The organism is Halovivax gelatinilyticus (assembly GCF_024300625.1).
GTDB lineage: Archaea > Halobacteriota > Halobacteria > Halobacteriales > Natrialbaceae > Halovivax > Halovivax gelatinilyticus.
In genome coordinates this window covers 2566634-2592554 of the sequence record NZ_CP101322.1, presented here as the reverse complement: position 1 = coordinate 2592554, position 25921 = coordinate 2566634, and the positions used below count along the sequence as shown (strand labels likewise).

Genomic DNA, 25921 nt, shown 5'->3' with positions numbered 1-25921 from the left:
GCCGTCGAATCCGACCGTCGCGTACGCAGAGACGTAACCACGAGTTACTCGCCCGTCAGTTTCGAGACTCACACGACGGGAGAGTCAGATCGATCACTCGTCGTCTGGGAGCGACGATCGAGACGATGACCCCTCGTCGCTGCGAGACGTAACGGCGAACGGACCCTCCTCGGGGTGTTTCTGTGGCAGCATCGGCCCGGTCGAAGCGGTCCGGCGAGTGACGGTCGTCGTCCGGAGAATGTACGCGACCAGTAACGCGAGCGGTGAGATGACGACCGCGACCAGCGCGCTCACGACGACGGGAAGCGCCGCGATCGTGACCGTCGGTCCGGTGAGGTCGGCGTAGAGAAATCCGATGAGCATCGCCGAGAGGATCGCCGGGACGCCGGTGACGATCGTCAGCTGGGAGAATCGGGTCAGCTCTCGCTGGAGGTACGTCGTCTTGAAGTGCTCCTGGGCGATCGCGAACAGGCGGAGCCCGAACAGCACGTCGTCGAGCGAGTTCCCCGCGGTCTCTGAGAGGGCGTCTGCGTGTTCGCGCTGGAGGTAGAGACCGGCGTACCGATACCAGCCGTCGTCGAACGTTACGGCGACCGAGAGCGTCTCGAACGTCCCGAACGCCGTCTCCTCGAGACGGGCGTCGACCTGATCCGCGCTCTCTGAGACGCCGGCGGCGTAGCGTCGAACCGGTGTCCGTACGGACTCGTCGTGATCAGCGACAGCGTCGCCCAGGTCGTGTGCGCGGCCGTCTATCGTCTCCGCGAGAAGTTCGAGCAGGCGGGCCGGCGAGGCCGGTGCGGCCGGAACGCCCGAGAGGTCGGCGATGTTCTCTCGGAACGATTCGACGCCATCCAGTTGCGACTCGGCCTCACCGGCGGCGGTGAACTCCCGCGAGAGGATGAGCTGGTTGATCGAGACGACGAGCGTGACCAGCGAGAACGTGCCCGCGATCATTCCCCCGGCCATCCTCGTGATCGAGTCGTCGTTGGTGAACGAGATGGCCCCGACCGACTCGAGAACGAGCAATCCGACGAACACGACGACGGTGAGCAGCGTCGCGACGTACAGCCGCGCACCGTCGAGTAACACCCACTCGCGAAACCGGCCGACCGGTCCCTCGTGTTCGTCGAGGCTCGCCCCGTAGGACTCCAGGGGATCGACGTTCTCGTCGAAATCCGAGTCGTCGGCCATGCTCTCAGACGTTCGACGAACAACGTCAAAAGGCTCGACGTTGCAGACGGCTGAACGCGACGGGGAGAGTCCAACTCACGCAGGGTCCAGACTGAAATGTATCTGCGGTGTCGACGGTGGTATGTCGAACGCGGACGCACCCGGAGACCGATCGAGGCGAGGATTGCTCGCGGCGATCGGAAGCCTCCCGCTCGTCCTGGCGGGCTGTCTCGACGGGCGGTCAGTTACGTACGAATCCGGTGAGATACCCGATCTCGACGCCGATCCTCGGACCTCAGACGAGCTGACTGCCGCCGAAGCTATCGCCGATACCGACGTGCGCGAGGGCGTCTCGCCGCTCGGCGACCTCTCGATCGTCACTCACGAATTCGTCCTGGAAGACGGCTACGAGGGCGCGACCGTCCAGGGAATCGTCGCCAACGAGGGCAGCGATCGGATCGAACTCGTCGAGGTTCGCGTTCGAGCGTTCGACGCCGACGGCACGCAACTGGGCCGTTACGCGTCCCGAACGGGTGACCTGGCGGGCGACGGCGCCTGGTCGTTCACCGTCGTCCTGCTAGAGAACCCGCAAGATCTGGATCGCTACGAAATTGCCGTGCTCGGGGCGCCGACGTAATCGGCGAACCGGTGCGCCCCGAACGAAGCTCGAATGAATCGCGCAACCGGCGTCGAAATCGTTGAAAGAGTCCTCGCAGGACACTCCGTCGCACGTCGCCTACAGGACGAGACTGCGTATCACCCACCCAGACTGCAGAAATCGCACAGAAACGATCGGGTAACGAATTAAACGCCTCGCTTACCCCTCTTCTTCCTGGAGTTCCGAGAGTTCCGACTCGACGTCCTCGTCGAGTTCGACGTCGTCGGTGGCCGCTTCGTCTGTGGCTCCCTCGTCGGCCTCGCTGACGCCCATTTCGGATTTGATCGTCTCCAGTTCGGCGTCGACGCCGCTCTCGGTCGAGACCTGTTCGAGTTCGCGATCGATCTGGTCCTGGTCGGTCAGCACCTCCTCGAACGCGCCCGACTCGCGAAGTTCGTCCATCGCGGCCGATCGAGCTTCCATGTCCTGGGTTCGCTCCTCGGCGCGCTCGATGGCCCGACCGACGTCCTCGAACTCCTCGCCGGTCGCCGTCATCGCCTCCGAAACGGTCGAACTGGCCTCGGCCGCCTCGTAGCGGGCCTTCATCGTCTCCTTTCTGGTGCGGAACTCCTCGATCCGCGACTGGAGTTCGTCTTTCTGTTCGATCAGCCGATCCTGCTGGTTCTGCAGGTCGCCGATCTGACGCTCCAGTTGCTCGATCTGGTTCATCTTGGCCTTCTTCTTTTCGAGCGCCTTGCGAGCCAGATCCTCGCGGTCCTGCGAGACGGCGGCGCGCGCCTGGTCGTTGTGCTTGTCGACGTTCTCCTCGAGTCTGCGCTTTTGCATCTCGAGGCGCTTTTTCTGAGTCGTCAGGTCGGCGATTCCGCGTTTGACCTGCTGGAGTTGATCGCGCATCTGCTCGTAGGAGTAATCGAGCGTCTGCGTCGGATCCTCCGCCCGGTTCAGTAACGCGTTTAGCTTCGACCGGATGACGTACGACGTCCGAGAGAGGATGCCCATACTCGTATCTGTAGCCCCCGTTACTTAAAAACATCACACACGTTGGGCCGGGAAGCTTGGTCGACACCGATGAGCTGATGGGACGAATCCGCGTTCGAGGGAGTGAGGACGAGCGCCACAACCGGACGCCGATCCGAGAGGGCCGGCCGGATGGCGTCGCCGAACCCCCGTTCCTAATAGAGCGAGCGGACGAGTGAGAGGTATGACCGACGTTCGAGGCGGTGAAGACGTACTCATCCCGGGGGCGCGGGACGTCCGCGCCACCGTCGACGGACCCGACGATCCGGACGCGCTCGTCGTGGCCTGCCCGCCGTATCCCCCGGAAGGTGGGTCACGGACCGACACCAGGCTACGGGCGGTTGGCGACGCGCTCGCGGATCGCGAAATCGGCTGTCTACGGATCGACTACGGGACCTGGGACGACGGCTACGGTGAATGTGAAGACGTCAGAAACGCGGTTCGCTGGGCCGACGAACGCGTCGACACCGTCGGGCTGTTCGGATTCAGTTTCGGAGGTTCCGAGGCGATTCTCGCGGCCGCCTCCGTCGAGACCGACGTCGAGTGCGTCTCGGCGCTCGCCCCGACGGCCAGCCTCGGACCCGACCTCGAGGTTCCCCGCGCCGTCGACGACCTCGACGATCGAACTCGGTTGCAGGTCATCTACGGCACGCGCGACGAGGTGGCCGACTGGGAACCGGTCGTCGAGGCGGGACGCGAACGCGGCGCCGAAGTCGTCGAGTGGTCGGCCGATCACTTCTTCGTCGGCCAGGGACGAAACGTCGCCGAAGACGTGGCCGACTTCGTCGAACGCGGCTCCGGAGAGTAACGGACAACTCGTCCGTCGATCCGGTTTCCCGTACTCTCCCTAGCGTTCTCGCGCTCGGCGGTCGGCGAGAATCGTTCGAATACGCGTGCCGGGACCCCCTTCGATCGGCCAGCCGCGGGTTCGCCAGGCGGGCGGCTCCGGCTCGAAATCCGAACAGTTTCCCGAACACTGTCGGGCCGTTTGCAGACACTCCTTGGCCCGACAGTACGGCAAAATCTGTCCGGCCGTCCGCGTCTCGAAGTATCGACAGTCCGGGCGCATCGTTTCGACGAACGAACGGTACCCACGCTCGTACGCGCGTTCGGCGATCTCGAGGCGTCGATCGGCCTTCTCGTCTGCATCCACGTACTCGAATCGGGCGGCCGAAGCGTCCCGATCGCCGCCGGACGGACGCTCCGTGATCAGCGTTCCCGGTTCGTCGACCGCGAGCGATCGCGGATACCACGCCACCGAGGCGCGAAGCGTCTCCGGATCGAGTTCGAGGATTCCCGCCTCGACGGGGACGTCCTCGAACAGCGCGGGCGAGATCCGTTCGTCGGTGAGCCGCGTCGCGATCCACACCTCGTCTGCGAGCGCGAGCGCGACGTCGTGTTCGAGTTGGTCAGCCAGCGCGCGAGCGGCACTCGCGTCCAGGTCGGGTTTGTTTTCGATCGCGACGATCCGCTCGACCCAGTCGGGATAGGCCCACCGGCGACGGATCTCGATGCGACGTCCGTTCCGACGCGTCTCGAGGATGTCGCGGTCGGCCGCCTCGTGAATCGACTCGCGGACGTAGCGCCAGGGGTAGCCGGGGTCCGGGAGGGCGTCTCTGTAGTAGGCCCACTCCTCCGGAGCGTATCGAACGACATCTAAGAGGTTGCCAGAAAGGCGCTTCGACCCGAATCGAGATCGCTCGCGAAGTCCGACCGGATTGCACTCGATGACGACGGTGTCCCAGCGCCGGCGCTTCGTCCCGAGTTGTCTGGCGACGATCACCGGCTTCGGCCGATCGCCCTCTGGCGGCCAGCGTCGCTCGGCCCATCGGCAGGTTCGCAATTCGAACCCGAATTCGCTCGCGTCGAACTCCACGCGATGTGATTGGAAGCGACCGGCGAAAGCGTTGTGCTTCGAACGGGGCGCGACGAGCGCGTCGGCCGACAGGCGGCCGAATCGACGTCTCGACCCGAACGCCGACTCAGAACCCTGGCATCGAGATGTCCTCGCGGCTCTCGACCGACGCCGGGTCGAGCACTCGGTCGACGGCGTAGGCGTACCGGCGCGAGACCACGACGAGTGCGACGAACAGGACGCCGGGGACCAGGAGAAGGCCGAAAACGGTTACCAGGAGCATGACCCCGCTCGCCAGCGCGGTGAACCAGAGCAACACCGCCTGCAACGTCGCGACGACGTAGTCGCGGCTCGTCGCGATGGAACTGACAGTCGATACCGTCCCACCGGCGTCAGTCGGTGAGGATCGAATTCGGCGCCGATCGACGGCCAGGGTCGCCGGCGCGAGGTACGCGCCGAGAACGGAGGCGACGCCGGCGAGCGTCGCGGTGAGCCAGACCGGGGCAAACGCTGGAACCGGGTTTCCGAAGACGTCGAGTCCGAGCACGAACGCAATGACCGCCGGTGGGACGGCGACCAACCCAGCGACGACGAGCGTCCCCCGTACCGTCGCTCGACTCAGTTCAGCCCACTCGGAGACGACCGGAACGGCGTCTCCGACGGGAGTAGCGAGGACGCGCGTCGCGTATCCGAGTAACACCAGCGCCGGAACGATCGCCCCCAACGCGAGCCACGGCTCGGTGAGGAATCCGCCCGCTACCGGAAGTAGGGCAACGGCGACGACGCCACCCCCGACCACCGTCTGTCGTTTCCAGTCGTCGTCGAGCGCGTCGGCGATCGCAGCCTCTAGCATCGACTGAAACACTCGAAGAGATCGATAAAGTCCTTACGAGGAGCCGGTCGAGTACGAGGCCACGAGAACCCTGCTATGGCGGTCGCTATCGTGACCGAATCAATCGGCCCGCCGGGTGGTGCTTACAGTTGCTGTTCTTCCTCGAGTTCGTCGATGTGTTCGTGGGCCTGTTCTAAGATCTCGCGCGGGCCGTCTTGAGTCACCGTGTTGATCGCCTGCTCGTAATCGCGCCACTGGAGGTCGCGATGCTCGTTCGAGAGTTCCGCGCTCGCCTCGAACGAGCGAGCGATGAACAGGTGGACCGTCTTGTGGATGGTCGTCCCGTTCGCCTCGAAGACGTAACTGTAGTCCTCGCGGAAGCCGTCGAGTAGTCTAAACTGCTCTATCCCTGCCTCTTCTTTAACTTCGCGGATCGCCGTCTGCTGTAGTTCTTCGTCTCCCTCGACGCCGCCCTTTGGAAACTCCCAGTCACCCGGGCGACTCTTGAGCAGAAGATACTCGCGCCGGCCCCGCGTGTCGCGGAAGAGGATCGCGCCTGCGCTCGTAGCTTCGACTGCCATTGCAGGCAATACCGGTCGAGCCGTAATGAGAATATCGGACCGACGATCAACTCGGGGGATTTTTACGCTCGCCCCGCCGACTACGTGACGTTCAATGACGTTCGTCACCTCCCTCACGCTCCAGAGCGGTGATCGAGCCGCCCTCGACGGCGTGGTCGATGACATCAAATCGACCGCCGAGCGAAAGGGAGCGGCGCTGAAAGGACCGCACTCGCACCCGCCAAAACGACTGCGCGTTCCGCAGTATCACCGCTTGCACGCCGACGACGACCGGCGCAGCGATTCCTGGACCTACACCGTGTTCACCCGACAGGTCGAAATTCACGGGTATCAGGAGTTCGCTCGAAGCGTCGCCGGGCGAAACTTCCCCGATTCGGTCCACGTCGAAATCGAGGTCAAGCAGATTCACGACGTCGGGCGAACGTAGTCAGAGACCGAGGGGAGAATTCGCCGTAGTCGGCACGATTTTACGTCCTACGGTACTCTCTCGACCTATGGCTTCGATCGATCCGGTCACGTTGCGACGCGAGCTGCACCGACACCCCGAGCCGGCCTGGCGCGAATTCGAGACGACGGCCCGACTCGTCTCGCACCTCGAATCACTCGATCTCGACGCGCTGTACGTCGGTCCCGAGGCGATCGAGGGCGACCACCGACTGGCCGTGCCCGACGACGACGAGATCGAACGGTGGTTCGATCGGGCCCGAGAGGCCGGCGCGGATCCGGACGTCCTCGATCGACTCGAAGGGGGCTACACCGGCGCCGTCGCCGTGATCGAACGCGGCGACGGGCCGACGATCGGCCTGCGCGTCGACATCGACGGACTCCCGCAGCTCGAGTCCGACGACGACGAACACCGTCCCGCGGCCGAGGGCTTTCGCTCGGAGACCGGCGAGTCGATGCACGCCTGCGGACACGACGCCCACGCCGCGATCGGCGTCGGGACGCTCGAAGCCGTCGCTGACAGTGACTTCGAGGGCACGCTCAAGGTCTTCTTCCAGCCGGCCGAGGAGGTCATCGGCGGCGGCAAGTCGATGGCGAAAAGCGAGCACATAGAAGACGTCGAGTACCTCTACGCGCTCCACGTCGGCCTCGACCACCCGACGGGAACGGTCGTGGCCGGCATCGACGACTTCCTCGCCGTCCGCCACCTGGAGGCGACGTTCACGGGCGAACCGGCCCACGCCGGCGCGACACCACAGGAGGGACGAAACGCTATTCAGGCGCTCGCCACCGCCATCCAGAACTGTTACGCGATTCCGCGTCACGCGGACGGCCCGACGCGCGTCAACGTCGGCGTCGTCGAGGCGGGCGACGCAGCCAACATCATCGCCGAGGAGGCCCACCTCGTCGCCGAGGTGCGCGGCCAGACGACCGAGCTGATGGCCTACATGAGCGAGCGCGTCGAGCGAACGCTCCGCGCGGCCGCGGAGATGCACGACTGCGAAGTCGAGATAGAGATCGGCGCCGAGGCCCCGAGCGCCGAGAGCGACGACGAACTCCGCGAAATCGTCGCCGAGGTCGCCGAATCGGTCGACGGCGTCGATACCGTCGTCCACCAGTCGGCCCTCGGCGGCAGCGAGGACGCAACCTTCCTGATGAAAGAAGTGCAGGACAACGGGGGACTGGCGTGCTACGTCGGCGTCGGCACCGACCACCCCGGCGGCCACCACACCGCCACGTTCGACGTCGACGAACCGACGATCAGACACGGCATCGACACGCTGTCGGCGGCCATCGAGGCGATACCGAACGCCGATCGGTGAGCCGCGTAGTCGATCAACTTCCGCCAGCGCTCCGTTCGGATCGAATCGACGGAATTGCCGGTTTTTCCCGCGCTCGGTGCGGTGTCGCCGTAATCCGAACACACGTTGTCAGCGATTCTGCTCGAACCACTCGACGGCGAAGTCTACGAGTTTCGGCTGGGAGAGCAGTGTCGCGTCTCCGACGCCGACGGTGCCCGAGACGACCGCCTCGGGTCGGTCGCGCTCGAAGGCCTCGCCGCACTCGTCGAAGTCCTCGTCGGTGAACTCGATATCGGACCATTGCACCCACTCGCGCTCGCGATCGACGAGGATGGCGCTCTCCCGGGTCGCCGTCTCGAGATCGAGGTCGGCGCGGTACTCGGCGAGGTGCAAGGAGGTGTTCGTCGCGTGGGTCGTCCCGAGAAACAGGACCCTGCCGTCCAGGTCGTACACCCGCGCCAGCGGCGACTCGTCGCCCAGCGAGTGCGAGAGGGCGTGGTCGTCGGTCACGAACGCGGCGGCTGCGCCCCACGCGGCGAACGAGTGCTGGGGGTGATCGCTCCGTAGCACGCCCGGATACGATCGAAAACACTCCGCGATCGCGCCCATCCCCTGCGTCGGCGTCACGTCGGGTCGATACGCTGGCATCTGCTCACGGACGGTCTCGTACCACGCCTCGGGGACCGGCGGGTGTTGCATGTCGGCCGGGTTCCTATTACCGGGCGAGTGCGTCGGCATCACGATGGTACCGTCCTCGACGACGACCCGCTGCAGCGCGTCGACGACGGCGGGCGCACCGCCACAGACCCAGCCGAGTTCCGAGAGGGAGCCGTGGACGAGCAGCGTCTCGCCGCTCTCGACGCCGAGGGCGCGGAGATCGCTCGCCATCGAGTCGACCGTCACCGGCTCCGGCGAGCGCTCTTTCGGGAGCCTATCGCTCATGAACGCCGCTTCGCCAGATTCGGCATAAGTTTGGTGATGTGACGATTCACCTGCGGACGAGTGTACGTCGTATCGTTCAACGGCGACCTGCGTAGCGAGAACGAGGACGGAGACGGACCCAGGCCCGAGAACTTCGGCGAGGGAGTAGTCTGTCAGACTGAACAACCAGCAGGGCTTGCGTCGATCGACGGAGTATGTGAGCGAGGTGCACAGACGTGGCCGACCGGCCACTGGCGGAACTGTTTACACCGCGAGCGAGTCCCACGGACGAGCGAGCGGGCCGACGACTGACCCAAAAGCCGCGCTCCGCGCGGCTGACGGGGAAGGAGGAGTGCTTTTGATCAACCTTTTACCGAGTGTCGACGCGCCGTGGAGCGCAACGCGCTCCCGGCGCGACAGGAACGTAGGGTAAAAGGTTGTTGTTAGTACTTCGGATCGGCTCCGGTCGTCTCGTAGACGCCCTCCATCAACTCGTCGCGCCTCGCCTGCCACGAATCGAACGCCGCGGGCGAGTCGGGATAGCGCTCGTAGTGGGCCATGAGTTCGTCGGCGCGCTGTTTCGTCTTGTATAGGTTCCAGACGGTGCCGTAGTGGCCGCGGGCTTTGAGGAGACACTTGATCTTGAGCGCCATGCCGATGTTGGTCGACCCGGAGTAGAGCGCGTCTGCGATCTGCTCGCCGGGCATCGCGGCCAACAGGCCCATCATCTCGTCCGTGTCGACGGCGGTCGAGAGGATGTTGTAGACGTCGAGCGCGGCGTACCGGGCGCCGAAGTGGTCCATCACGCGCTCGTTGTACCGCCAGAGAATATCCTCGTCGACGGTGCCCTGCTCGAGCGCTTCGATGACCTGTTCTGCGGCGTAGGTTCCGGCGTAGGCGGCACCTGCGATCCCGCCGCCGGTTGTCGGATTGACGTGTCCGGCGGCGTCGCCGACGGCGACGAACCCGGGGTGGACGGCCGAATCGTACGGTCGACGGGTCGGTAACGCTGCGCCGAGTTTGTCCTCGACGCGGGCGCCCGCGAACTCCGGACGGTTACGCAGGTCGCGTTTTAAGTCGTCGACGAGTTTCATCGGCTCTTCGGTCATCTGGAAGCCGAGACCGGCGTTGATCTCCGTTTCCGTGCGTGGGAAGTACCAGAGGTAGCCCGCGGCGCGTTCGGTGGGTTTGAAGACGAGGGCGTCGGACCACTCGACCGGCTCGTCGACGTGGACGATCTCACGATAGGCCGAACAGAACTGCGAGTAGTTGACGTTGGTGTCGAACGTCGAGCTGGAGAGGTCTGCCTTATCCTGCAAGAGCGAGAGCGAGCCCGCGCCGTCGACGACCACGTCGGCTTCGTAGGTCTGTGGGTCGCCCGTTCGAATCGCGTCGACGCCGGTAACCGTGCCGTCGTCGGTCTGGCGGACGTCGGTGACGACGGTATCGTAGTGGAAGGCGGCGCCGGCGTTGGACGCACCCTCGATGATTCGTCGGCCGTACTCCCAGCGGTCGACGACGGCGAGTTCGCCGGGAACGGGGATCTCGAGGACGGTGTCCTCCTGGGGGATCTCGAAGCGACCGTGATCGACGCCGGTGTTGGTGAACGCGGGTTCGAGCTGGGACTTCGGAATGGCGTCCGGGAACGCGTCCGCCCCTTTGAGTGCGTCGCCGCAGGCGATGTGGCCGGCTTCGGACTCGGACTTTCGCTCCACGATGACCACGTCGTACCCGGCGTTCGCGATCGTCGCCGCGGCGTAACAGCCGGCGGTTCCGGCGCCGACGACTACCACGTCCCACCGGTTTCGTCCGAGGTCCGTCGCCGGAACGGACCCGGCCTGCTCCTGTGTACTCATACAAGAGCGTCGTGAGCGCTGGTAGAAAACGTTTTTCGTGCACCGCGTACGTACTCCGCTGACGTCCTACCGGGAGAGTCGGAAAGAGCGAAGTATTTTGTGGACCACCTTCGTAGCCGGCGGTATGACCGAGTATACCGTCGAGTTCGTCGGGACGGGCGAGACGATCACCTGTTCGGACAAAGAAACCATCCTGAGTCGCTGTCTCGAGGAGGGAATCGCCCAGGAGTACTCCTGTCGCGTCGGGATGTGCGTCGCCTGCTCGGCCGAGATCGTCGAAGGCGAAGTGACCCAGCCGGCTGCCCGGGCGTTCACCGAAGAGGAGGCTTCGCGCTACGCGCTCACCTGTATGGCCCGACCGCAATCGGATTTGAAACTCGACCGCGGGAAGTATCCCCCCAGCATCGAAGGGGACGTCGGCGCGACGGCAGGCGAGGCGTTCGCGGACGACGACTGATTTGACCGTCGGTATTTGTGTCCGTCGGTATCTTCTGTGAATCAATGCGGCAAGAGACTCAGCGTGTCGAAACAGCAGGAAACTCAGCGAGTCGCGACGGCAGAAATCGGTGAATTACGACGGGAGAAATCGACGAGTTTCGACAACTGAAAATGGTATCTTCTGCGACAGGAAAATTACGAGGAGTCTAGCCGACGAAGTCGATGTCGTCCTCGTCGTCGACGTCGGGAACCTGGTGTCCGCCGGGCGCCTGCTGGCTGGCACCCGGCTGACCGACGCCCTGGGGCTGGACGGTCTCGCCGTCGGGTCGGCCGTAGATCTGCGGGGACTGGACGCCGGTGACGACGATCATCGTCCGCATGCTGCCTTCGAGCGTCTCGTCGATGGAGGTCCCCCAGATGATGCGCGCGTCGGGGTCGATCCGGTCGTAGATCTCTTCGACGACGCCCTCCGCCTCCTCGATGGACATGTCGTTTCCGCCCGTGACGTTGACGAGCGCCGAGGTCGCTCCCGAGATGTCGACGTCGAGCAGCGGCGAGCGAAGCGCGGTCTTGACGGAGTCTTCGGCCTTCGCCTCGGAGTCGGACTCGCCGAGTCCGATCATCGCGACGCCGCCTTTCTCCATGACGGTGCGAACGTCGGCGAAGTCCAAGTTGACCAGGCCGGGTTTCGTAATGAGTTCGGTGATTCCCTTGACCGAGCGCATCAGCACTTCGTCCGAGACTTTGAACGCCTGGCGAACCGGCAGTTTGCCGACGGAATCGAGCAGGCGGTCGTTCGGAACGACGATGACGGTGTCGGAGACGTCGCGCAGCCGTTCGAGGCCGGCTTCGGCGTTGGTCCGTCGAACTTCGCCCTCGGCGGTAAAGGGCGTGGTGACGATCGAGATGGTCAGGGCGCCGGACTCGCGGGCGGCCTTCGCGACGACGGGCGCCGACCCGGTTCCGGTTCCCCCGCCCAGACCGGCGGTGACGAACACCATGTCGGCGCCTTCGATGGCGTCGTAGATGTCCTCCTGGCTCTCGAGGGCGGCCTCCTCGCCGACCTGCGGGAGCGAGCCGGCGCCGCGGCCGCCGGTCTTCTGCTCGCCCATGAGGATCTTCGTGTCCGCCTCGATCTCGACTAAGTGCTGGACGTCGGTGTTCGCCGCGACGAGCTTAGCGCCGTGGATCCCCTCTTCGTCCATGCGGTTTACGGTGTTGCCGCCGGCGCCGCCACAGCCGACGACGGTAATGTCGGTCTGAAGGTCCTGGAGGACGTCCTGTAGCTCCTCGTCGGTCATCGTACCCGACGGGTTCGGTTCCGGGGAGGCGTCGTTGGCCCGGGGCGCGCTCGCTGCGGGGTCGGCGCCACCGTCTTCGGCCTCGTCGATAGCTTCTTCGACAATGGAGTCCATTCTTGGAACGCTATTGTGAACGCAGCGTTATGACCGTTTCCCACGTTGTATGCCGCCCGTCAGACGACGTAATCGAACGTTACATATCCGATAAATTATACGTCCGTCCGCTCCGGTCGTAGAGACGTCGCGAATCCGACGGAACGACTCAGAGTGGAAAACGGTCCGTCCGGGTGACGTGGACCGCTTCCGGGTCGATTTCCGTGCCATCGACCGTGACAGACTCGCCGCCGGCCAGCGCGCCGAACGCGGGGCCGTCGGGAATCCCGAGATCGCTGGCGAGATCGGGGTCGAACGCCGCGGTCTCGACTTCGATCACGTCGTCCGCTACTCTGACCTGGTCGAACCCATCGCGAAGCACCCCAGCAAGTCCGTCCACGACCCGTCGCGGGAGCCCGCTCGGCGCAGTCGGACCGGCGTCCTCGGGAACGGCGATCCGTTCGCCGAGACGGGTCCCGCCGTTGGTCGTCTCGACGGCGACTGCCTCGGCGGTCACGATGTCCCAGGACCGGTCGGGATCGATCCCTTCGCACGCCTCGATCAGATCGGTCGGAAGCGTCACCACCTCGAACGACGACGAGCGGCGCTCGCCGAACCGAACCCCCTCGGCGATCGGACCGAGCGCAGTCTCGACGGCCTCGACGAGCGACTGAGAACGGTCGCCGACCTCCCGGATCCAGGACTCGCTCACGACGCGATAGCCCAGCGCGTCGATCGCGTCCGTCAGATCGGGGTGCTCGCCCTCGACGACGGCGAACGCCGCGGCGCTCGCCTCGAACGCCTCGCAGAGCAGGTCCGTCTCCGTCGCCGGATCCTCGAGCGTCTCGAGCGCCCACTCCGGTGCGACGTGTCCGACCGCCCACGGCGTCTCGCGGACGATCCGCTCGAACCTGGGGACGTAGTGGCCGCCGCCGAACCCGACGAGGTGGCGAGCGGGTGCGTCGGTCGTGCCCGAGAGGCCAGCGTCGGCGGCGGACGGAATCGTACGGTTGGGTTCGACGCCGTCGAGCGCGAGGATCGCCCTCGCGACCGCCTCGGCGGCTTCCTCGTCGGCCCACTGGGCCTCGTCGCTCCCGAGTTCGACGAACAGCGAGGGACAGCCGACGTCCGTCGGGCCGTGGTGGGTACACTCCATCCCGACGTCGTAGCCGTCGGGCGCGAATTCGTCGAACGCCTCGAGCAGCGCCGGCAGGACGTTCGGCGCGGCTTCGGCGACCGACCGATCCGCGCCGCCGTACTCGGCCGGCCCGAAGTTTCCCGTGAAGTGGCCGGTGAGAAGCGGTCCCGTCCCGCCGGAGTGGCGCGAGGCGAAGACGAGAAACGCAGGACGCTCGTCGAACGCCTCCGCCGCTCGATCGAGTTCGAGGTGCAACGCGTCGAACGAGCGAAGTTCGAACCCGTCTCGACGGTAGTACGGTCCGCCGCCGTCGGCGTCAGGTCGGTTCCGGTCCTCGTGGCGCTCCCAGTCGGTTACCGTCCGGAGCTGTTCGCAGATGTTGACCGACGCCTCGTCGGCTCGGCTCTCGACGATCGCGATCACGACGGGACCTCGGCGGCGGACGCTCGAATATCCTCCGCTTTCGGGCGGTGTTCGACGCAGTTCCAGCCCGTAGGGAGAGTTATCGGTCAGGGAAACAACAGGTAGACGAAGACGACGTAGCCGGCGACCAGCGCCGCGCCGTCGAGTCGCGAGAGCCGTCGGCCGTACCCGAGCATCGCCACCAGCACCACGGTGAAGACGACCATCGCCGGCAGCTCGAATCTGAGCGTCCCCGTCTCGACGGGAATCGGGACGACGATCGCCACCAGGCCGAGGACGGCGATCAGGTTGTAGATGTTCGAGCCGACGACGTTGCCGATGGCGAAGGCCGTCTCGCCGCGAATCGCGCCGACGACCGACGCCGCGAGTTCCGGTAGCGACGTGCCGAGCGCGAGGACCGTCAGACCGATGAACAGCGGCGAGAAGCCGAGTTCCGAGAGGAGGTCGGTCCCCCCGGAGACGAGCCACTGCGAACCGGCGACGATCGCGACGAGGCCGGCGACGACGTAGAGCGCGTCTCTGAGTTCGACGCCCGAGAGACGGGACGAGGCGACCGCCGCGTCGACCTCCGGAACGTCGCCCGCCGCGATCGCCGCCTGTCTCGCGTTGACCGACCGGATCAAGTAGGCCGTATACGCCGCGAGGAGCGCGAGCATGATCACCGCGTCGAGCCGGCCGAGTTGCCCGTCGAATCTAGCCAGTCCGTAGGTGAGAAAGGCGGCGAACACCATGAACGGGACGTCACGGCGAAACGCCGTCTCCGAGACTTCGAGCGGCTTGATCAGCGCCGCCAGCCCGAGTACGAGCCCGATGTTGGCGATATTCGAGCCGACGATCGCGCCCAGACCCACGTCGGGATCGACCTCGATCGCGCCGATGATCGCGACGAACAGCTCCGGCGCCGTCGTGGCGAACGCGACGAGCGTCACCCCGACGGTGGCCGCCCTGAGGCCGAGGCCGTGTCCGATCCGACCGGATCCCGCGACGAGGAGTTCGGCGCCGACGTAGAGGGTGACGGCGCCAGCGGCGAGTAACGCGATCGATATCACGGTGTCGCCGACCATCGGGGCTTACTTCACGAGAGCGACCTATAACCGTTCTCGATTCGGTCGCCACGCCGAACGGCCTCCCGTCAAACACGATCTACGCACTCGTCGAAGCGTCAGGCTGTGTGACAAACACCGCACCCCGGCCTCGAGAGGTATTCTTCGGTGTCGCGAATTATTCCGATCACCTCGATCGAACCGGCGTTCCGTCGATCCGGATTGAACACCGCCGCCGCTCACCGAAACCACCTCCATTAACATCCCGCCGCCCGGAGAGCCACCATGGACGTCTACGGACTCGTGGGCAACCCCGTCGGACACTCGCTGTCGCCGCCGATGCACGAGGCGGCCTACGAGGCGCTCGGTATCGACGCTCGGTACGTCACCTTCGAGCCCGACCCGGCCGCGTTCGAGGCGGCGGTCCGAGGAGCCGACGCGCTCGGCGTGTGCGGGCTGAACGTGACGATTCCGTTCAAGGAGGACGCGCTCGCCGTCGTCGAACCGGACGAGCTGGCGCGGCGCATCGGCGCGGTGAACACGATCGACTTTACGGGCGAGCGACCGACGGGACACAACACCGACGCCGTCGGAGCCGTTCGCGCGCTTCGAGAACACGGATTCGACGGCGAGTCGCTCGACGGAACGACGGCCGTCGTCGTCGGGGCCGGTGGCGCCGGGCGGGCGGTCGCGTTCGGCCTGGCCGACGCGGGCGCCTCGGTCCGGATCGCGAACCGAACGGCGGCGCGGGCCGAAGCGCTCGCCGATAGCGTTCCCGGCGCGACCGGATACGGCCTCTCGGAGCTCCCAGCGCTGCTCTCCGACGCGCAGATCCTCGTCAACGCGACGAGCGTCGGAATGGACGAAGACGAGACCGTCGTCGACGCTCGCGGCCTCCACGACGGACTGGTCGTGATGGACGCCGTCTACACCCCGCTTTCGACGCGGCTGCTCCGCGATGCGGCGGCGGCCGGCGCCCGGACCGTCGACGGTGCCTGGATGTTACTCTACCAGGGTGTGGCGGCCTTCGAGCGATGGACCGGGAAGCGAGCACCCGTCGACGCGATGAACGACGCGCTTCGAACGCGGGTGTGATCGTCGACGCTAGAAAACGACACCAAACAGGTCTGAAATACCGATTTCTAAGATAATAGGCGATTAGGATCGATAAATCTGTGCCGTAGCGGACACTCAGGCGGTCGTGATCGAACCACTTTAGCGCCTGAACCGTCTACGGTCGCTATATGCCACTCTTGGACACGTTGAAGTCTCTCCTCGGTCTCGGGAGCGACTCGTCCGATCGTCGCGAACACGAGATCGACGTCACAGACGACGGCTCCCGACGAACGGGAACGCAGGCGCCGCCGCCGATGAGCAGTCGCGACGATGAGTCGTCTGACGGGACGGGCGCCTCACCGGATAGCGAAACCGAAACCGCGGACGCCGACGACGAACCAGAAACGGCGGACGAAATCGCGGACGATGCGGCTGACGAACCGAGCGATTCGGACGAAGCGGCCCCGATCGAAGAGGCCGAGTCGAGCGCCGACGCGGGCGCGGCGGCCGGCACCGACGCCAGCGGCTCGACCGAGACGATCACCACCGAGCCCGACGACGAAGCCGAAGCGGCGGAACCGGGCGAAGCCGCCGGACCCACCGAATCGGACGCGGCACCGACCAGCGAGAAGGCGGAGCCGGACGAGCCGCCGGTCGAAGACGAGTCGATCGACGAGGAGCCAGCAGCAGAGACGGAGTCGGAAGACGAGTCCTCGGAGGCGGCAGAATCAGACGAGACACCGTCGGACGAGGCGGCGCCTACCGACGATGCCTCCGACGACGAAGCGCCTGACGCGGACGCCGACGCGGGCGGCGATCCGGTGACGGACGTGAGCGGTATCGGGCCGGCGTACGCCGAGCGACTCGCCGACGCGGGCATCGAAACGGTCGACGAGTTGGCAGACGCCGACGCCGACGACCTCGCCGAACGGACCGACATCGCCGCCGGCCGAATCGACGGCTGGATCGAACAGGCGTCGTCGTGGTAGGAACGCGGATTGGACCCGAGACCAACCCCGCTCGTTTTCGCCGTTACCCGCTCCCGACCGCCAGGACCGTAAGCGAATTAGCGGATGCCACCCTCGGAGGACGTATGAACGAGCCGCGGACCGTAACGACGGTCGAAGACGTCGAGTCGGCGGTCGCCGCTGTCGACCACGGGACGCGCATCCCCGTCGAGGTCCGGCTCACCGTCGACGACCCGTTCGCGGCCTATCGCCGGGCGCGAGACGGTCCCGGCGGGGCGTTTCTGGAGACGACCGGCGGGCAATCCGGCTGGGGCTACTTTGGCGCCGATCCGGTAGAGCGACTGACAGTTTCGTCAGACGCCGTACTTCGATCTCACGCCACTCACGGCTCGCCGACCATCGCCGCGCTCGAGGGCGTCCTCGCCGGTGAGTCGATCGTCCACGGACGGTCGAACGGAGACGAACCGGTCCCCTATCCGTGCGGCGCCATCGGATGGCTCTCGTACGACGTCGCCAGGGAACTCGAGACGCTGCCCGAAACGGCCGTCGACGACCGGCGCCTCCCGCGACTCGAACTCGCCGTCTTCGACCGACTCGCCGCCTGGGAAGAACCCACCGACGGCCCCGTTACGCTCCGGATCACGGCGTGTCCGAAGGTGGCAGTAAACGACGGAACACCCGACAAAGCCGTCGCACGGGACGTCTACGAGCGCGGCCGCGAGCGGGCGCTCGATCTGGCGAGAGCGATACGAACGGGCGAGCCGACGATCGGCCCACCGCCGGTCGACGCGGCGGACGCGACGTTCGAGAGTACCTGCGGACGCGAGGCGTTCGCCGATCGGGTCCGGCGAGTCAAGCGGTACGTCCGCGACGGAGACACCTTCCAGGCGAACATCTCCCAGCGACTCGCCGCCCCCGCGGCGGTCCACCCCGTCGCCGCCTACGACGCGCTCCGTCGGGTCAATCCCGCGCCGTACTCGGCGCTCGTAGAGTTCCCGTCGGCCGATCTCGTCAGCGCGAGCCCGGAACTCTTACTCGAACGAACGGGCGACCTCGTCCGAACGGAACCGATCGCCGGGACGCGCCCGCGGGGGACGACGCCGGCCGCTGACGAGGAGTACGCCGAAGAGTTACGGACTGACGAGAAAGAACGCGCCGAACACGCCATGCTCGTCGATCTCGAGCGAAACGACCTCGGGAAGGTCTGTGCCTACGGCTCGGTGGACGTCGAGGAGTATCGCCGGATCGATCGCTACTCGGAAGTGATGCACCTCGTCTCCGACGTCCGCGGCCGGCTCCGCGAGGACGCCTCACTCGGCGACGCCATCGCCGCGACGTTCCCCGGCGGGACGATCACGGGCGCGCCAAAACCGCGAACCATGGAGATCATCGACGAACTCGAAGCCGTCCAGCGAGGCCCGTACACGGGTAGCATCGGCATCTTCGGGTTCGACGGGAACGCCACGCTCAACATCGTCATCCGGACGCTCGTCCGCCAGGCCGAGGCCTACCACCTCCGCGTCGGCGCCGGGATCGTCCACGATTCGGTCCCCGAGCGTGAGTACGACGAAACGCTCGACAAGGCGCGCGCGCTCGTGACGGCGATCGACGCGGCGCTCGGCGAACGAGCGGAATTCGCCGTCGAGGCGACCGAAGAGGCGCCCGAGCGAGGTGAGCCGCGATGAGCGAACCGGTCGGCGCGGACGTTCGAATCCTCGTCCTCGACAACTACGACTCGTTCGTCTACAACCTCGTCCAGTACGTCGGCGAGGTGGCGGACGAGGTCGTCGTCCGCCGAAACGACGCGATCGACCTAGACGAGGTGGCCGAGCTGGATCCGACGGGTATCGTCGTCTCGCCGGGCCCGGGAACGCCCGCTGAGGCCGGTATCTCGATCCCGCTGTTTGCCGAAACCGCCTATCCAATCCTCGGCGTCTGTCTCGGTCACCAGGCGCTGTGTGCGGCTCACGGCGCAGCCGTCGGTCACGCGCCGGAGGTCGTCCACGGCAAACCCTCGGAGATCAGCCACGACGGCGACGGCATCTTCGAGGGCGTTCCGGCCCGAATTCAGGTCGGGCGGTATCACTCACTCGCCGTCGACCGCGCGGACGTTCCCGACGCGCTCGTGGAGACGGCGACGACGGCCGACGAGCGCGAGGTCGTGATGGCCGTTCGGCATCGAGAGAAGCCGCAGATAGGCGTCCAGTTTCACCCCGAGAGCATCCTGACGAGGGTTCCCGATCGGACTGATGCGTCGCCAGAACGCACCGCAGGTCACGACGAGGCGACCGACATCTCGCTCTCGGTCGGGAAGCGACTCGTCTCGAACTTCTGTGCGATCGCCGCCGCCCACCGGCGTGAGTCGCCGTGACCGACCCGAGCGACGCGCCAGAGCGCGTCTACTACGTAAACGGGGCGCTCGTTCCCGCGTCGGAAGCGAGGGTCAGCGTCGACGACCGCGGCTTTCGCTACGGCGACGGCGCCTTCGAGACGCTTCGCGCCTACGGCGGGTCGATTTTCGAGTGGGACGCACACGCAGACCGGCTGGAAGCGACCTGCGAGACGCTCGGATTCGAGCCGGGACTCACCCGCGAGGCGCTCCGCGCACGAATCGACGAGACGCTCTCTGCGAACGACCTCGCGGACGCCTACGTTCGACTTTCGGTCACGCGCGGCGTTCAGCCCGGGACGTTGTCGCCGGATCCCGACGTCGAACCGACCGTCGTGATCTGGACGAAGCCGCTCGCCCGCGGCGGCACGAGAGGACGACGGGTCTGGGACGAACCGGCAACCGTACGGACGGTCGAAACTCGCCGCATCCCCGACGACGCGATCCCGGCCGCCGCCAAGACGCACAACTACCTGAACGGAATTCTCGCCCGAACTGAACTCCGCGGAACAGATGCGGACGAGGCCATCCTCTTAGATCACGAGGGACGGCTCGCCGAAGGGGCGACCAGCAACCTCTTCGTCGTCGACGACGGCGTCCTCCACACCCCGTCGACCGAGGGGCCGGTCTTGCCGGGAATTACTCGTCGAGTCGTCCTCGAGCTGGCCGACCGTCGGGGGATTCCGACCGCTCAGGGTCGGTACGAACCGACGGTACTCACCGACGCGGACGAGGTGTTTCTCACCAACACCACCTGGGAGGTGAGACCCGTCGTACAGGTAGACGACGCTCGATTCGACGTCGGTCCGGTGACGCGAACGCTCCAGCGGTCGTTCGACGAGCGAGTCGAGCGAGAGCACTACTGACTCACGCGCTTACCGACCGACGGATTCGACCGAGTCGTCGATCTCGAACCGCCCTATCCGCGCGTCGAGGTGGCGAAATGTGGGTCGAAAACGCGCGATTGGAAACGAGTGTGAGAAACCGAGAGTCGTATCGATCGAGCTACAGCTCGAACGCGGGCGAGACCAGGTCTCGTTCCTGATCGTAGGTGACCAGCCCGGCGTCGACGAGGCGAGGCAAGTGGTCGTGGTATATCGAGATGTAGACGTTGGTGACGGTTTCCGGGCTGATCTCCGTGAGCGGCCGGTCGTGTTCGTCGATGGCGACCTCGTCGGCGACGTCCGGGAGCGTGAGCGGTTCGCCGTGATCGAGGACGGTCATCAGCGTGCGTCGTCGACGGTGGTTAGAGAGGAGGGCGAGCGCGTCATCGAGTGCTGTCGGCGGACAATCGTCGGGAAGGGCGTCGAGAAGCGATAGTGTCAGTTCGACGGCATCCGTTTCAGTAGGCGGTGTCGCAGTCATGTTCTGTGAGGCTGGCGACCCAGAGGTCTCTGCGTGAGCGTTCTCGTTGAGTCCACCAGCGTGGAGTTCCTACCTGAGGGACAGCAGGGCCAGTGAAATGCTTACCGGATCGGGTTCAGGCGTGATAACGCCCAACACCCGCCACAGTTTCAACGCACGAAGTAGCGGGTCGGCCCGATTCCGCTGCGCCTCAGCGGACCGGTTCGATCGTGACCGTCGGTTCGGTCACGCCCTCGAACCGACACTCCGGACAGCGAGACGGTCGGTTGAGTAGTTGATCGAACGAGTCGAATCCACACTCCTGACACCGCGGCGGCGCCACCAGCAGCTGCTCGTCGGTCGACTCGAGACTCCGCGCGACGTGCTCCAGATGAGAGATGATCGTCGACGGGGAGAGATCGAACGCCCGGCCCAACTCCGACGGCGTCGCGGCGTCGTCTCGTAACCTGTCGGCCAGTCGCTTTCGCGTGGTCGCTGACGCGTCCACCATGGAGAGGAGTACCGGCGCGCTCGTAATAAGGACGTGCTCCCATCGGTGGACGGTCGGTTGTGACTTCCTCCCATCGGCACATGTGTCGGTTGTGAACCGAACCGCGCGGTCAACGAATCGAAGGGCCACGGAGAGGACACGCTTTTCAGCACCGACCCCTTAGGCAGTTGTAGATGGACTCCGCGGCGCTACTCAATCTGCTCGGCAACGAAAACCGCCGGCGGATTCTCCGACTTCTCTCGCGGAAGCCGTGTTACGTCACGGAGATATCCGAATACCTCGGCGTGAGTCCCAAAGCGGTCATCGAGCACCTTCGCAAGCTCGAAGATGCGGGACTCGTCGAGAGCCGAACCGATACCCAGCGCCGGAAGTACTTTCACATCGCGCGGAACGTCCGGCTCGAGGTCAACCTCTCGCCGTACGGATTCGCCAGCAAGAGCGCCTACCCTGCGAGCAACAGTCTCGACCTGACGAACTGCCGCCACCTCTCGCTCGACGTCTCCTACGGGGACGACGATTCGTTAGACGAGCTGCTCCGAACGCTCGAACGGCTCGAACGGCTGGAAAACGAACTCTCACTCGCCCAGCGGTGGGTCCAGGGTCGCCTCTGCGACGTGCTGGACCGGATCTCAGAATCCGTCGGCTCGGAACCGGAGAGCCGGATTTACGCCGACCTCCTCGCGAGTATTCGCACCGAACCGAAGGGAATCGGGTCGATCAGTCGAGAACTCGACGCCCCGCGGGAAGTCGTCGCCGAACTCCTCGAAGGGATGGCCGACCGCGGCCTCGTCCAACGGACCGAGCGCGGGTGGGAACTGACCGATACGCGAAATCTCACCCCGTCGAACGACTGATCGCTCGACGGACGACCGGTCGGAACCCGATAGCTCACTCCGTTCGCGTGACGCCATCACGGAGGTCGCGTCCGAGGTAGTACCCGAACAGGCTGGCACCGAGGCCGGCCATCAGGCCGATGAAGATGAGTCTACTTCCGATACCCGCGGCGATCACGACGACGTAATTGAGCGCGGACATGACGGCGCCGACGGTACAGCCGGCGGCACCGACCTCGAGGTATCGCCGCTTCGAACTCGCGAGGCCGACGGCGAACGCCACGGCGAACAGCCCGAGTAGCGAACCAGCTACCGGTATCGTGAGTCCGCCGCCGAAATATCCGACACCGAACATCGCCGACAGCGCCAGAAACGCCTTCGGCGAGAAGTACGTTCGCGGCGAGAATCGGGACGGGAAGCCGATCGAGGGGACGAATCTTCTCACACCGATACGGCGGCTTCCGGATCGATCGGTCGATTCGGACGCCGTCTCGTCGGCCGCGAGGTCGAATTCATCGGACGCGAACGACGCGGGTCGTGACTCCGCACCCTCGTCCGCCGCTCGCGGCTCCGCGTCGTCCGCGCCGGTCTCGTCGAGCAGGCGTTCGGTCTCCGCCAGGAGATCGTCCGTCGAATCCGGCTTCGAGACGGTCGTTTCGTCCGAACGGTCGGTCATACGCTCCCTTCGGGACAGAGAAAGATGGACCTTTTCATCGTCAGCGATCCGAACGGTTTGGGGCTCCGCGTCGTCCGCGCCGGTCTCGCGACGAATTCGGCTGGGATCCGGCCGATGCGTATACCTCGCCGGCGTCCGGACGGTAACCATGGAGTGGCTGGCCGTCCTCGTGTTCGCCGGATTCGGCTACGCGACCGCCCTCCTCACCGGCTGGCTCACCCTCTCGATCGATCGCCAGCCCGAACTCTCGCCGCTCCGGGTCGGATCGATCAGGGTGATCGGACTCGGTATCTCGATTCTCGCGCTCGTCTTCGCACTGACGCTCACGGGGTACGCGGCCGCGGATTTCGTTGCCTGACGGTCGCCACCGAGCGCCGAGGGCGGACGGGGTAGGACTTTTAGGCTCGCACACGTACCCCGGCACATGCAAGTCGGACTGGTGATTCTCGGCGGTCTCGCTATCGGGATCGGCGCGGCGTTACTCTATCTCACTCGTCACCACGCCGAGCGATTGCCCGTCGACGAGGGAACGCTCGACGCCATCAGACTTAGCGTCGCCATCGGCGCGGGCATCCTCATCACGATCGGGCTGTTCATGACGATCGGCGGACTGCTCGCCTGACCGACGACGTCGGACACGGTCACTCCGCTCCCCGCTCGTCTGTTCGAGGCTTCTCGTGTTACTCGAAGGGCCGCTTCTCGCGGGTCGCTTCTCTCCCCGCTCGTCTGTTCGAGGCTTCTCGTGCTACTCGAAGCCTCGCACTCAAAAGCGTGAATTCAAGTCTCCGGATCGACAACCCACGTCTATGAATCCAGGCGACCGGATCCGCGCAGAGACGCCGGATCGGACCGTCGAGGGCGTCTATCTACCCTCGAGTACGACGGACCACCTCGTCGTCAAGCTCGACGGCGGCTACAACGTCGGCGTCGAGCGCGAGTCCGCACAGCTCGAGGTGATCGAATCCGACGTCTACGACGTGGGCGGCGACGACGCATCCGACGAATCCGGATCGGCGATCGAGTTCGACGACGACCTCCCGACGATCTCGCTGCTGTCGACCGGCGGAACGATCGCCTCGACGGTCGACTACCGAACGGGCGCGGTGACGGCCCAGTTCGACGCCGAGGACGTCCTCCGCGCCGTGCCGGATCTGGCCGGGCGGGCGAACTACCGCGGCCGAGTGATCTCGAACATCCTCTCGGAAAACATGGAACCCGCCATCTGGCAGGACCTGACGCAGGCTATCTACGAGGAGATCGACGCCGGCGCCGACGGCGTCGTGGTTATGCACGGCACCGACACGATGCAGTACAGCGGCGCGGCCGTCTCGTTCGCACTCGAGACGCCGGTCCCGATCGTCTTCACCGGCTCGCAGCGATCGGCCGATCGTCCCTCCTCGGACAACGTGATGAACGCCGTTTGCGCGGTCGAAGCCGCCAAATCCGACTGCGCCGAGGTGCTCGTCTGTATGCACGCGACGGAATCGGACGACGTCTGCGCGCTCCACCGCGCGACGCGCGTCCGGAAGAACCACACGTCCCGGCGCGACGCGTTCGAAACCGTCAGCGCCGAACCGCTGGGCGCGGTCGACTACGAGGCCGTCTCGGACGCGACGAGCCCGAGCGGTCGAGCGGGCAACGACAACGAGTCTGAGGCGGTCTCGTTCGACGGCGACTACCGCCGGCGCGACGCGGTCGAACTCTCGATCGAGGACGGACTCGAAACCGACGCGGAGTTGCTGAAGTTCACTCCCGGCATGGATCCGGCGTTCTTCGACGTCCTCGAAGGGAAAGCCGGCCTCGTCGTCGAAGGAACCGGCCTCGGCCACGTCCACACCGACTTCGTCCCGCGAATCGAAGCACTGGTCGATGACGGAACCACCGTGGTCGTCACGAGCCAGTGTCTCGATGGACGAGTCTGTGACCGCGTCTACGACACCGGCCGGGACCTGCTCGCCGCTGGCGCGATCGAGGCGGGCGATACGCTACCCGAAACCGCGCTCGTCAAGTTGATGTGGGTCCTCGAACACGCCGAGGACGACGTGGAAACGTTGATGCAGACGTCGCTCGCCGGCGAACTACACGAACGGTCCGTCCCCTGGACCTGATCCCCGCGGACCGAACACGTTTGCCAACGTACCGACGGTACGGTCTATCGAACGAATACTACCAACGAACCCCATGACGCACACGACAGATATCGAGATTCGACGCGCAACGCACGACGACTACGACGGCGTCGCCGACTTCACGACGCAACTCTGGGAGGACCGCGGCGGCGACTACCTCCACCACGTCTACCACGACTGGCTCGAAGACGAAGGCGACGAGCGAAAGCGGACGTTCCTCGCCTCGGTCGGCGACGACGTCGCGGGAATCGTCCAGGCCGTGATGCTCTCGACCGACGAGGCCTGGTTCCAGGGAATGCGCGTCAACCCCGACTACCAGCGCCAGGGCGTCAGCCGCCGACTCAACGAAGCCTGTTTCGACTGGGCGGCCGACCGCGGCGCGACCGTCGGCCGGCTGATGACCTTCTCGTGGAACGTCGCCGCGCTCGGAGCCGCCCGCGCGGGCGGGTTCGAACCCGAAACCGAGTTCCGCTTTGCACACCCCGATCCGGATCCGAACGCAGACGGCCCACACACCGTTACGGCCGACCCGGCAGCAGCCTGGCGGTTCTGGACGGCGAGCGACGCCAGAGCCCACCTGCGCGGGTTGACGCTCGACGCCAACGAGTCGTGGGCGATGGCCGAACTCACCCGCAACGATCTCGAGGCGCTCGCCGACGAGACCGCCGTCTTCGCTGTCGAGGGCGAACGCGGCGTCTCGGGAATGGCCTACCGGAGCCGCGAGTACGAGCGAACGGACGACGAGACCGGAGAGAGCGCCACCTGGGCGGAGTACGGCGTCGGCGCCTGGGCCGACGTCCCATCCGCGAAGTCGCTCTTCGCGGCGATCGCCCGCGACGCCGCCGACCTCGGGGCCGACGAGATACGCGTGCTGATTCCGGAGACGGTCCGGGCCGTCAGCGACGCCTCGTTCGCCGGCGCGAAGATCTCGGACGAGCCGGACTTCGTGCTCGGGATCGATCTGACCGGGTGGTAATCGGGCG

The 25921-nt window shown here is 65.8% G+C and carries 28 protein-coding genes; 15 read left to right on the top strand and 13 right to left on the bottom strand.

Annotation, left to right across the window (positions count from 1 at the left end):
- Positions 1-93: 93 nt before the first annotated feature.
- A complete protein-coding gene (locus NKH31_RS12295) occupies positions 94-1191 on the bottom strand; it encodes a DUF7972 family membrane protein (RefSeq protein WP_254862089.1) in 1098 nt (365 codons plus the stop codon).
- A gap of 121 nt (positions 1192-1312) precedes the next feature.
- Between NKH31_RS12295 and NKH31_RS12290 the strand changes: the two genes are divergently transcribed.
- Positions 1313-1807 carry an FxLYD domain-containing protein gene (locus NKH31_RS12290; RefSeq protein WP_254862088.1) on the top strand — a complete coding sequence of 165 codons (495 nt, stop codon included), beginning with the start codon at positions 1313-1315 and terminating at the stop codon, positions 1805-1807.
- A gap of 180 nt (positions 1808-1987) precedes the next feature.
- On the opposite strand, the gene NKH31_RS12285 is transcribed toward NKH31_RS12290, so the two are convergent.
- Entirely contained in the window at positions 1988-2788 is an 801-nt protein-coding gene (locus NKH31_RS12285) for a PspA/IM30 family protein (protein WP_254862087.1), read from the bottom strand.
- Between the two features lie 202 nt (positions 2789-2990).
- Between NKH31_RS12285 and NKH31_RS12280 the strand changes: the two genes are divergently transcribed.
- The gene (locus NKH31_RS12280) at positions 2991-3614 is read left to right on the top strand and encodes an alpha/beta hydrolase (protein WP_254862086.1); all 624 of its coding nucleotides are present in this window, start codon (positions 2991-2993) and stop codon (positions 3612-3614) included.
- Positions 3615-3653: 39 nt separating this feature from the next.
- Here the strand turns inward: NKH31_RS12280 and NKH31_RS12275 are convergent, their stop codons facing one another.
- The 3 genes from NKH31_RS12275 to NKH31_RS12265 form a co-directional block, all read right to left on the bottom strand.
- Positions 3654-4682 carry a DUF5787 family protein gene (locus tag NKH31_RS12275; protein ID WP_254862085.1) on the bottom strand — a complete coding sequence of 343 codons (1029 nt, stop codon included), beginning with the start codon at positions 4680-4682 and terminating at the stop codon, positions 3654-3656.
- 106 nt (positions 4683-4788) lie between these two features.
- Positions 4789-5514: a hypothetical protein gene (locus tag NKH31_RS12270; RefSeq protein ID WP_254862084.1), complete on the bottom strand. Its 726-nt coding sequence runs from the start codon at positions 5512-5514 to the stop codon at positions 4789-4791.
- A gap of 122 nt (positions 5515-5636) precedes the next feature.
- Complete coding sequence (locus NKH31_RS12265; protein ID WP_254862083.1) at positions 5637-6074, bottom strand: bis(5'-nucleosyl)-tetraphosphatase; 438 nt, start codon at positions 6072-6074, stop codon at positions 5637-5639.
- 94 nt (positions 6075-6168) lie between these two features.
- Here NKH31_RS12265 and NKH31_RS12260 point away from each other — a divergent pair, with 94 nt between their 5' ends.
- Both NKH31_RS12260 and NKH31_RS12255 read left to right on the top strand, forming a co-directional pair.
- Positions 6169-6501: an uS10/mL48 family ribosomal protein gene (locus tag NKH31_RS12260; RefSeq protein ID WP_254862082.1), complete on the top strand. Its 333-nt coding sequence runs from the start codon at positions 6169-6171 to the stop codon at positions 6499-6501.
- A gap of 67 nt (positions 6502-6568) precedes the next feature.
- Positions 6569-7840, top strand: a complete 1272-nt coding sequence (locus NKH31_RS12255) for an amidohydrolase (protein WP_254862081.1) — start codon at positions 6569-6571, stop codon at positions 7838-7840.
- Between the two features lie 108 nt (positions 7841-7948).
- Here the strand turns inward: NKH31_RS12255 and NKH31_RS12250 are convergent, their stop codons facing one another.
- Both NKH31_RS12250 and NKH31_RS12245 read right to left on the bottom strand, forming a co-directional pair.
- On the bottom strand, positions 7949-8761 hold the full coding sequence (locus NKH31_RS12250; protein ID WP_254862080.1) for an AAC(3) family N-acetyltransferase: 813 nt from the start codon (positions 8759-8761) through the stop codon (positions 7949-7951).
- A gap of 422 nt (positions 8762-9183) precedes the next feature.
- Positions 9184-10596 carry a geranylgeranyl reductase family protein gene (locus NKH31_RS12245; RefSeq protein ID WP_254862079.1) on the bottom strand — a complete coding sequence of 471 codons (1413 nt, stop codon included), beginning with the start codon at positions 10594-10596 and terminating at the stop codon, positions 9184-9186.
- A 124-nt stretch (positions 10597-10720) separates the two neighbouring features.
- Between NKH31_RS12245 and NKH31_RS12240 the strand changes: the two genes are divergently transcribed.
- Entirely contained in the window at positions 10721-11053 is a 333-nt protein-coding gene (locus tag NKH31_RS12240) for a 2Fe-2S iron-sulfur cluster-binding protein (protein ID WP_254862078.1), read from the top strand.
- 187 nt (positions 11054-11240) lie between these two features.
- On the opposite strand, the gene ftsZ is transcribed toward NKH31_RS12240, so the two are convergent.
- The 3 genes from ftsZ to NKH31_RS12225 all read right to left on the bottom strand — a co-directional run bounded on the left by ftsZ (position 11241) and on the right by NKH31_RS12225 (position 15053).
- Entirely contained in the window at positions 11241-12449 is a 1209-nt protein-coding gene (gene ftsZ, locus NKH31_RS12235; RefSeq protein ID WP_254862077.1) for a cell division protein FtsZ, read from the bottom strand.
- A 148-nt stretch (positions 12450-12597) separates the two neighbouring features.
- Positions 12598-13989, bottom strand: a complete 1392-nt coding sequence (locus NKH31_RS12230; protein ID WP_254862076.1) for a D-aminoacyl-tRNA deacylase — start codon at positions 13987-13989, stop codon at positions 12598-12600.
- 86 nt (positions 13990-14075) lie between these two features.
- A complete protein-coding gene (locus tag NKH31_RS12225; protein WP_254862075.1) occupies positions 14076-15053 on the bottom strand; it encodes a calcium/sodium antiporter in 978 nt (325 codons plus the stop codon).
- A 264-nt stretch (positions 15054-15317) separates the two neighbouring features.
- Here NKH31_RS12225 and NKH31_RS12220 point away from each other — a divergent pair, with 264 nt between their 5' ends.
- The 5 genes from NKH31_RS12220 (at position 15318) to NKH31_RS12200 (ending at position 20311) form a co-directional block, all read left to right on the top strand.
- Entirely contained in the window at positions 15318-16127 is an 810-nt protein-coding gene (locus NKH31_RS12220; RefSeq protein WP_254862074.1) for a shikimate dehydrogenase, read from the top strand.
- Between the two features lie 149 nt (positions 16128-16276).
- Positions 16277-17077, top strand: a complete 801-nt coding sequence (locus tag NKH31_RS12215; protein WP_254862073.1) for a helix-hairpin-helix domain-containing protein — start codon at positions 16277-16279, stop codon at positions 17075-17077.
- 104 nt (positions 17078-17181) lie between these two features.
- Positions 17182-18741 (top strand): aminodeoxychorismate synthase, component I, encoded by a 1560-nt coding sequence (gene pabB / locus NKH31_RS12210; RefSeq protein WP_254862072.1) that lies wholly within the window; start codon positions 17182-17184, stop codon positions 18739-18741.
- Complete coding sequence (locus NKH31_RS12205; RefSeq protein WP_254862071.1) at positions 18738-19427, top strand: anthranilate synthase component II; 690 nt, start codon at positions 18738-18740, stop codon at positions 19425-19427. Before pabB ends, NKH31_RS12205 begins: the two co-directional genes overlap by 4 nt.
- Positions 19424-20311 (top strand): aminotransferase class IV, encoded by an 888-nt coding sequence (locus tag NKH31_RS12200; RefSeq protein WP_254862070.1) that lies wholly within the window; start codon positions 19424-19426, stop codon positions 20309-20311. The genes NKH31_RS12205 and NKH31_RS12200 overlap by 4 nt, the downstream gene beginning before the upstream one ends.
- A 139-nt stretch (positions 20312-20450) precedes the next feature.
- On the opposite strand, the gene NKH31_RS12195 is transcribed toward NKH31_RS12200, so the two are convergent.
- Both NKH31_RS12195 and NKH31_RS12190 read right to left on the bottom strand, forming a co-directional pair.
- Complete coding sequence (locus NKH31_RS12195) at positions 20451-20810, bottom strand: DUF7344 domain-containing protein (RefSeq protein WP_254862069.1); 360 nt, start codon at positions 20808-20810, stop codon at positions 20451-20453.
- Between the two features lie 190 nt (positions 20811-21000).
- A complete protein-coding gene (locus tag NKH31_RS12190) occupies positions 21001-21300 on the bottom strand; it encodes a transcriptional regulator (protein WP_254862068.1) in 300 nt (99 codons plus the stop codon).
- A 173-nt stretch (positions 21301-21473) separates the two neighbouring features.
- Between NKH31_RS12190 and NKH31_RS12185 the strand changes: the two genes are divergently transcribed.
- On the top strand, positions 21474-22154 hold the full coding sequence (locus NKH31_RS12185; protein ID WP_254862067.1) for a metalloregulator ArsR/SmtB family transcription factor: 681 nt from the start codon (positions 21474-21476) through the stop codon (positions 22152-22154).
- 34 nt (positions 22155-22188) lie between these two features.
- Here NKH31_RS12185 and NKH31_RS12180 read toward each other — a convergent pair whose 3' ends face one another.
- On the bottom strand, positions 22189-22809 hold the full coding sequence (locus tag NKH31_RS12180) for a hypothetical protein (protein WP_254862066.1): 621 nt from the start codon (positions 22807-22809) through the stop codon (positions 22189-22191).
- 148 nt (positions 22810-22957) lie between these two features.
- Between NKH31_RS12180 and NKH31_RS12175 the strand changes: the two genes are divergently transcribed.
- From NKH31_RS12175 to NKH31_RS12160, 4 genes are all read left to right on the top strand, one after another.
- Positions 22958-23167 (top strand): hypothetical protein, encoded by a 210-nt coding sequence (locus NKH31_RS12175; protein ID WP_254862065.1) that lies wholly within the window; start codon positions 22958-22960, stop codon positions 23165-23167.
- A gap of 66 nt (positions 23168-23233) precedes the next feature.
- Positions 23234-23431 carry a hypothetical protein gene (locus NKH31_RS12170; RefSeq protein ID WP_254862064.1) on the top strand — a complete coding sequence of 66 codons (198 nt, stop codon included), beginning with the start codon at positions 23234-23236 and terminating at the stop codon, positions 23429-23431.
- Between the two features lie 184 nt (positions 23432-23615).
- Entirely contained in the window at positions 23616-24917 is a 1302-nt protein-coding gene (gatD, locus tag NKH31_RS12165; protein WP_254862063.1) for a Glu-tRNA(Gln) amidotransferase subunit GatD, read from the top strand.
- A gap of 73 nt (positions 24918-24990) precedes the next feature.
- The gene (locus tag NKH31_RS12160) at positions 24991-25914 is read left to right on the top strand and encodes a GNAT family N-acetyltransferase (RefSeq protein ID WP_254862062.1); all 924 of its coding nucleotides are present in this window, start codon (positions 24991-24993) and stop codon (positions 25912-25914) included.
- Positions 25915-25921: the final 7 nt, after the last annotated feature.

Excerpts from the sequence above, each read along its gene's own strand:
- NKH31_RS12205 (WP_254862071.1), top strand. The coding sequence starts at position 18,738 with ATGAGCGAACCGGTCGGCGCGGACGTTCGAATCCTCGTCCTCGACAAC.
- NKH31_RS12265 (WP_254862083.1), bottom strand. The coding sequence starts at position 6,074 with ATGGCAGTCGAAGCTACGAGCGCAGGCGCGATCCTCTTCCGCGACACG.
- NKH31_RS12160 (WP_254862062.1), top strand. The coding sequence starts at position 24,991 with ATGACGCACACGACAGATATCGAGATTCGACGCGCAACGCACGACGAC.
- NKH31_RS12255 (WP_254862081.1), top strand. The coding sequence starts at position 6,569 with ATGGCTTCGATCGATCCGGTCACGTTGCGACGCGAGCTGCACCGACAC.
- NKH31_RS12290 (WP_254862088.1), top strand. The coding sequence starts at position 1,313 with ATGTCGAACGCGGACGCACCCGGAGACCGATCGAGGCGAGGATTGCTC.
- NKH31_RS12215 (WP_254862073.1), top strand. The coding sequence starts at position 16,277 with ATGCCACTCTTGGACACGTTGAAGTCTCTCCTCGGTCTCGGGAGCGAC.
- NKH31_RS12250 (WP_254862080.1), bottom strand. The coding sequence starts at position 8,761 with ATGAGCGATAGGCTCCCGAAAGAGCGCTCGCCGGAGCCGGTGACGGTC.
- NKH31_RS12220 (WP_254862074.1), top strand. The coding sequence starts at position 15,318 with ATGGACGTCTACGGACTCGTGGGCAACCCCGTCGGACACTCGCTGTCG.
- NKH31_RS12270 (WP_254862084.1), bottom strand. The coding sequence starts at position 5,514 with ATGCTAGAGGCTGCGATCGCCGACGCGCTCGACGACGACTGGAAACGA.
- NKH31_RS12190 (WP_254862068.1), bottom strand. The coding sequence starts at position 21,300 with ATGGTGGACGCGTCAGCGACCACGCGAAAGCGACTGGCCGACAGGTTA.
- NKH31_RS12245 (WP_254862079.1), bottom strand. The coding sequence starts at position 10,596 with ATGAGTACACAGGAGCAGGCCGGGTCCGTTCCGGCGACGGACCTCGGA.
- NKH31_RS12240 (WP_254862078.1), top strand. The coding sequence starts at position 10,721 with ATGACCGAGTATACCGTCGAGTTCGTCGGGACGGGCGAGACGATCACC.
- NKH31_RS12170 (WP_254862064.1), top strand. The coding sequence starts at position 23,234 with ATGCAAGTCGGACTGGTGATTCTCGGCGGTCTCGCTATCGGGATCGGC.
- NKH31_RS12175 (WP_254862065.1), top strand. The coding sequence starts at position 22,958 with ATGGAGTGGCTGGCCGTCCTCGTGTTCGCCGGATTCGGCTACGCGACC.
- NKH31_RS12280 (WP_254862086.1), top strand. The coding sequence starts at position 2,991 with ATGACCGACGTTCGAGGCGGTGAAGACGTACTCATCCCGGGGGCGCGG.
- NKH31_RS12225 (WP_254862075.1), bottom strand. The coding sequence starts at position 15,053 with ATGGTCGGCGACACCGTGATATCGATCGCGTTACTCGCCGCTGGCGCC.
- NKH31_RS12195 (WP_254862069.1), bottom strand. The coding sequence starts at position 20,810 with ATGACTGCGACACCGCCTACTGAAACGGATGCCGTCGAACTGACACTA.
- NKH31_RS12260 (WP_254862082.1), top strand. The coding sequence starts at position 6,169 with ATGACGTTCGTCACCTCCCTCACGCTCCAGAGCGGTGATCGAGCCGCC.
- pabB (WP_254862072.1), top strand. The coding sequence starts at position 17,182 with ATGAACGAGCCGCGGACCGTAACGACGGTCGAAGACGTCGAGTCGGCG.
- NKH31_RS12180 (WP_254862066.1), bottom strand. The coding sequence starts at position 22,809 with ATGACCGACCGTTCGGACGAAACGACCGTCTCGAAGCCGGATTCGACG.
- NKH31_RS12185 (WP_254862067.1), top strand. The coding sequence starts at position 21,474 with ATGGACTCCGCGGCGCTACTCAATCTGCTCGGCAACGAAAACCGCCGG.
- gatD (WP_254862063.1), top strand. The coding sequence starts at position 23,616 with ATGAATCCAGGCGACCGGATCCGCGCAGAGACGCCGGATCGGACCGTC.
- NKH31_RS12285 (WP_254862087.1), bottom strand. The coding sequence starts at position 2,788 with ATGGGCATCCTCTCTCGGACGTCGTACGTCATCCGGTCGAAGCTAAAC.
- ftsZ (WP_254862077.1), bottom strand. The coding sequence starts at position 12,449 with ATGGACTCCATTGTCGAAGAAGCTATCGACGAGGCCGAAGACGGTGGC.
- NKH31_RS12295 (WP_254862089.1), bottom strand. The coding sequence starts at position 1,191 with ATGGCCGACGACTCGGATTTCGACGAGAACGTCGATCCCCTGGAGTCC.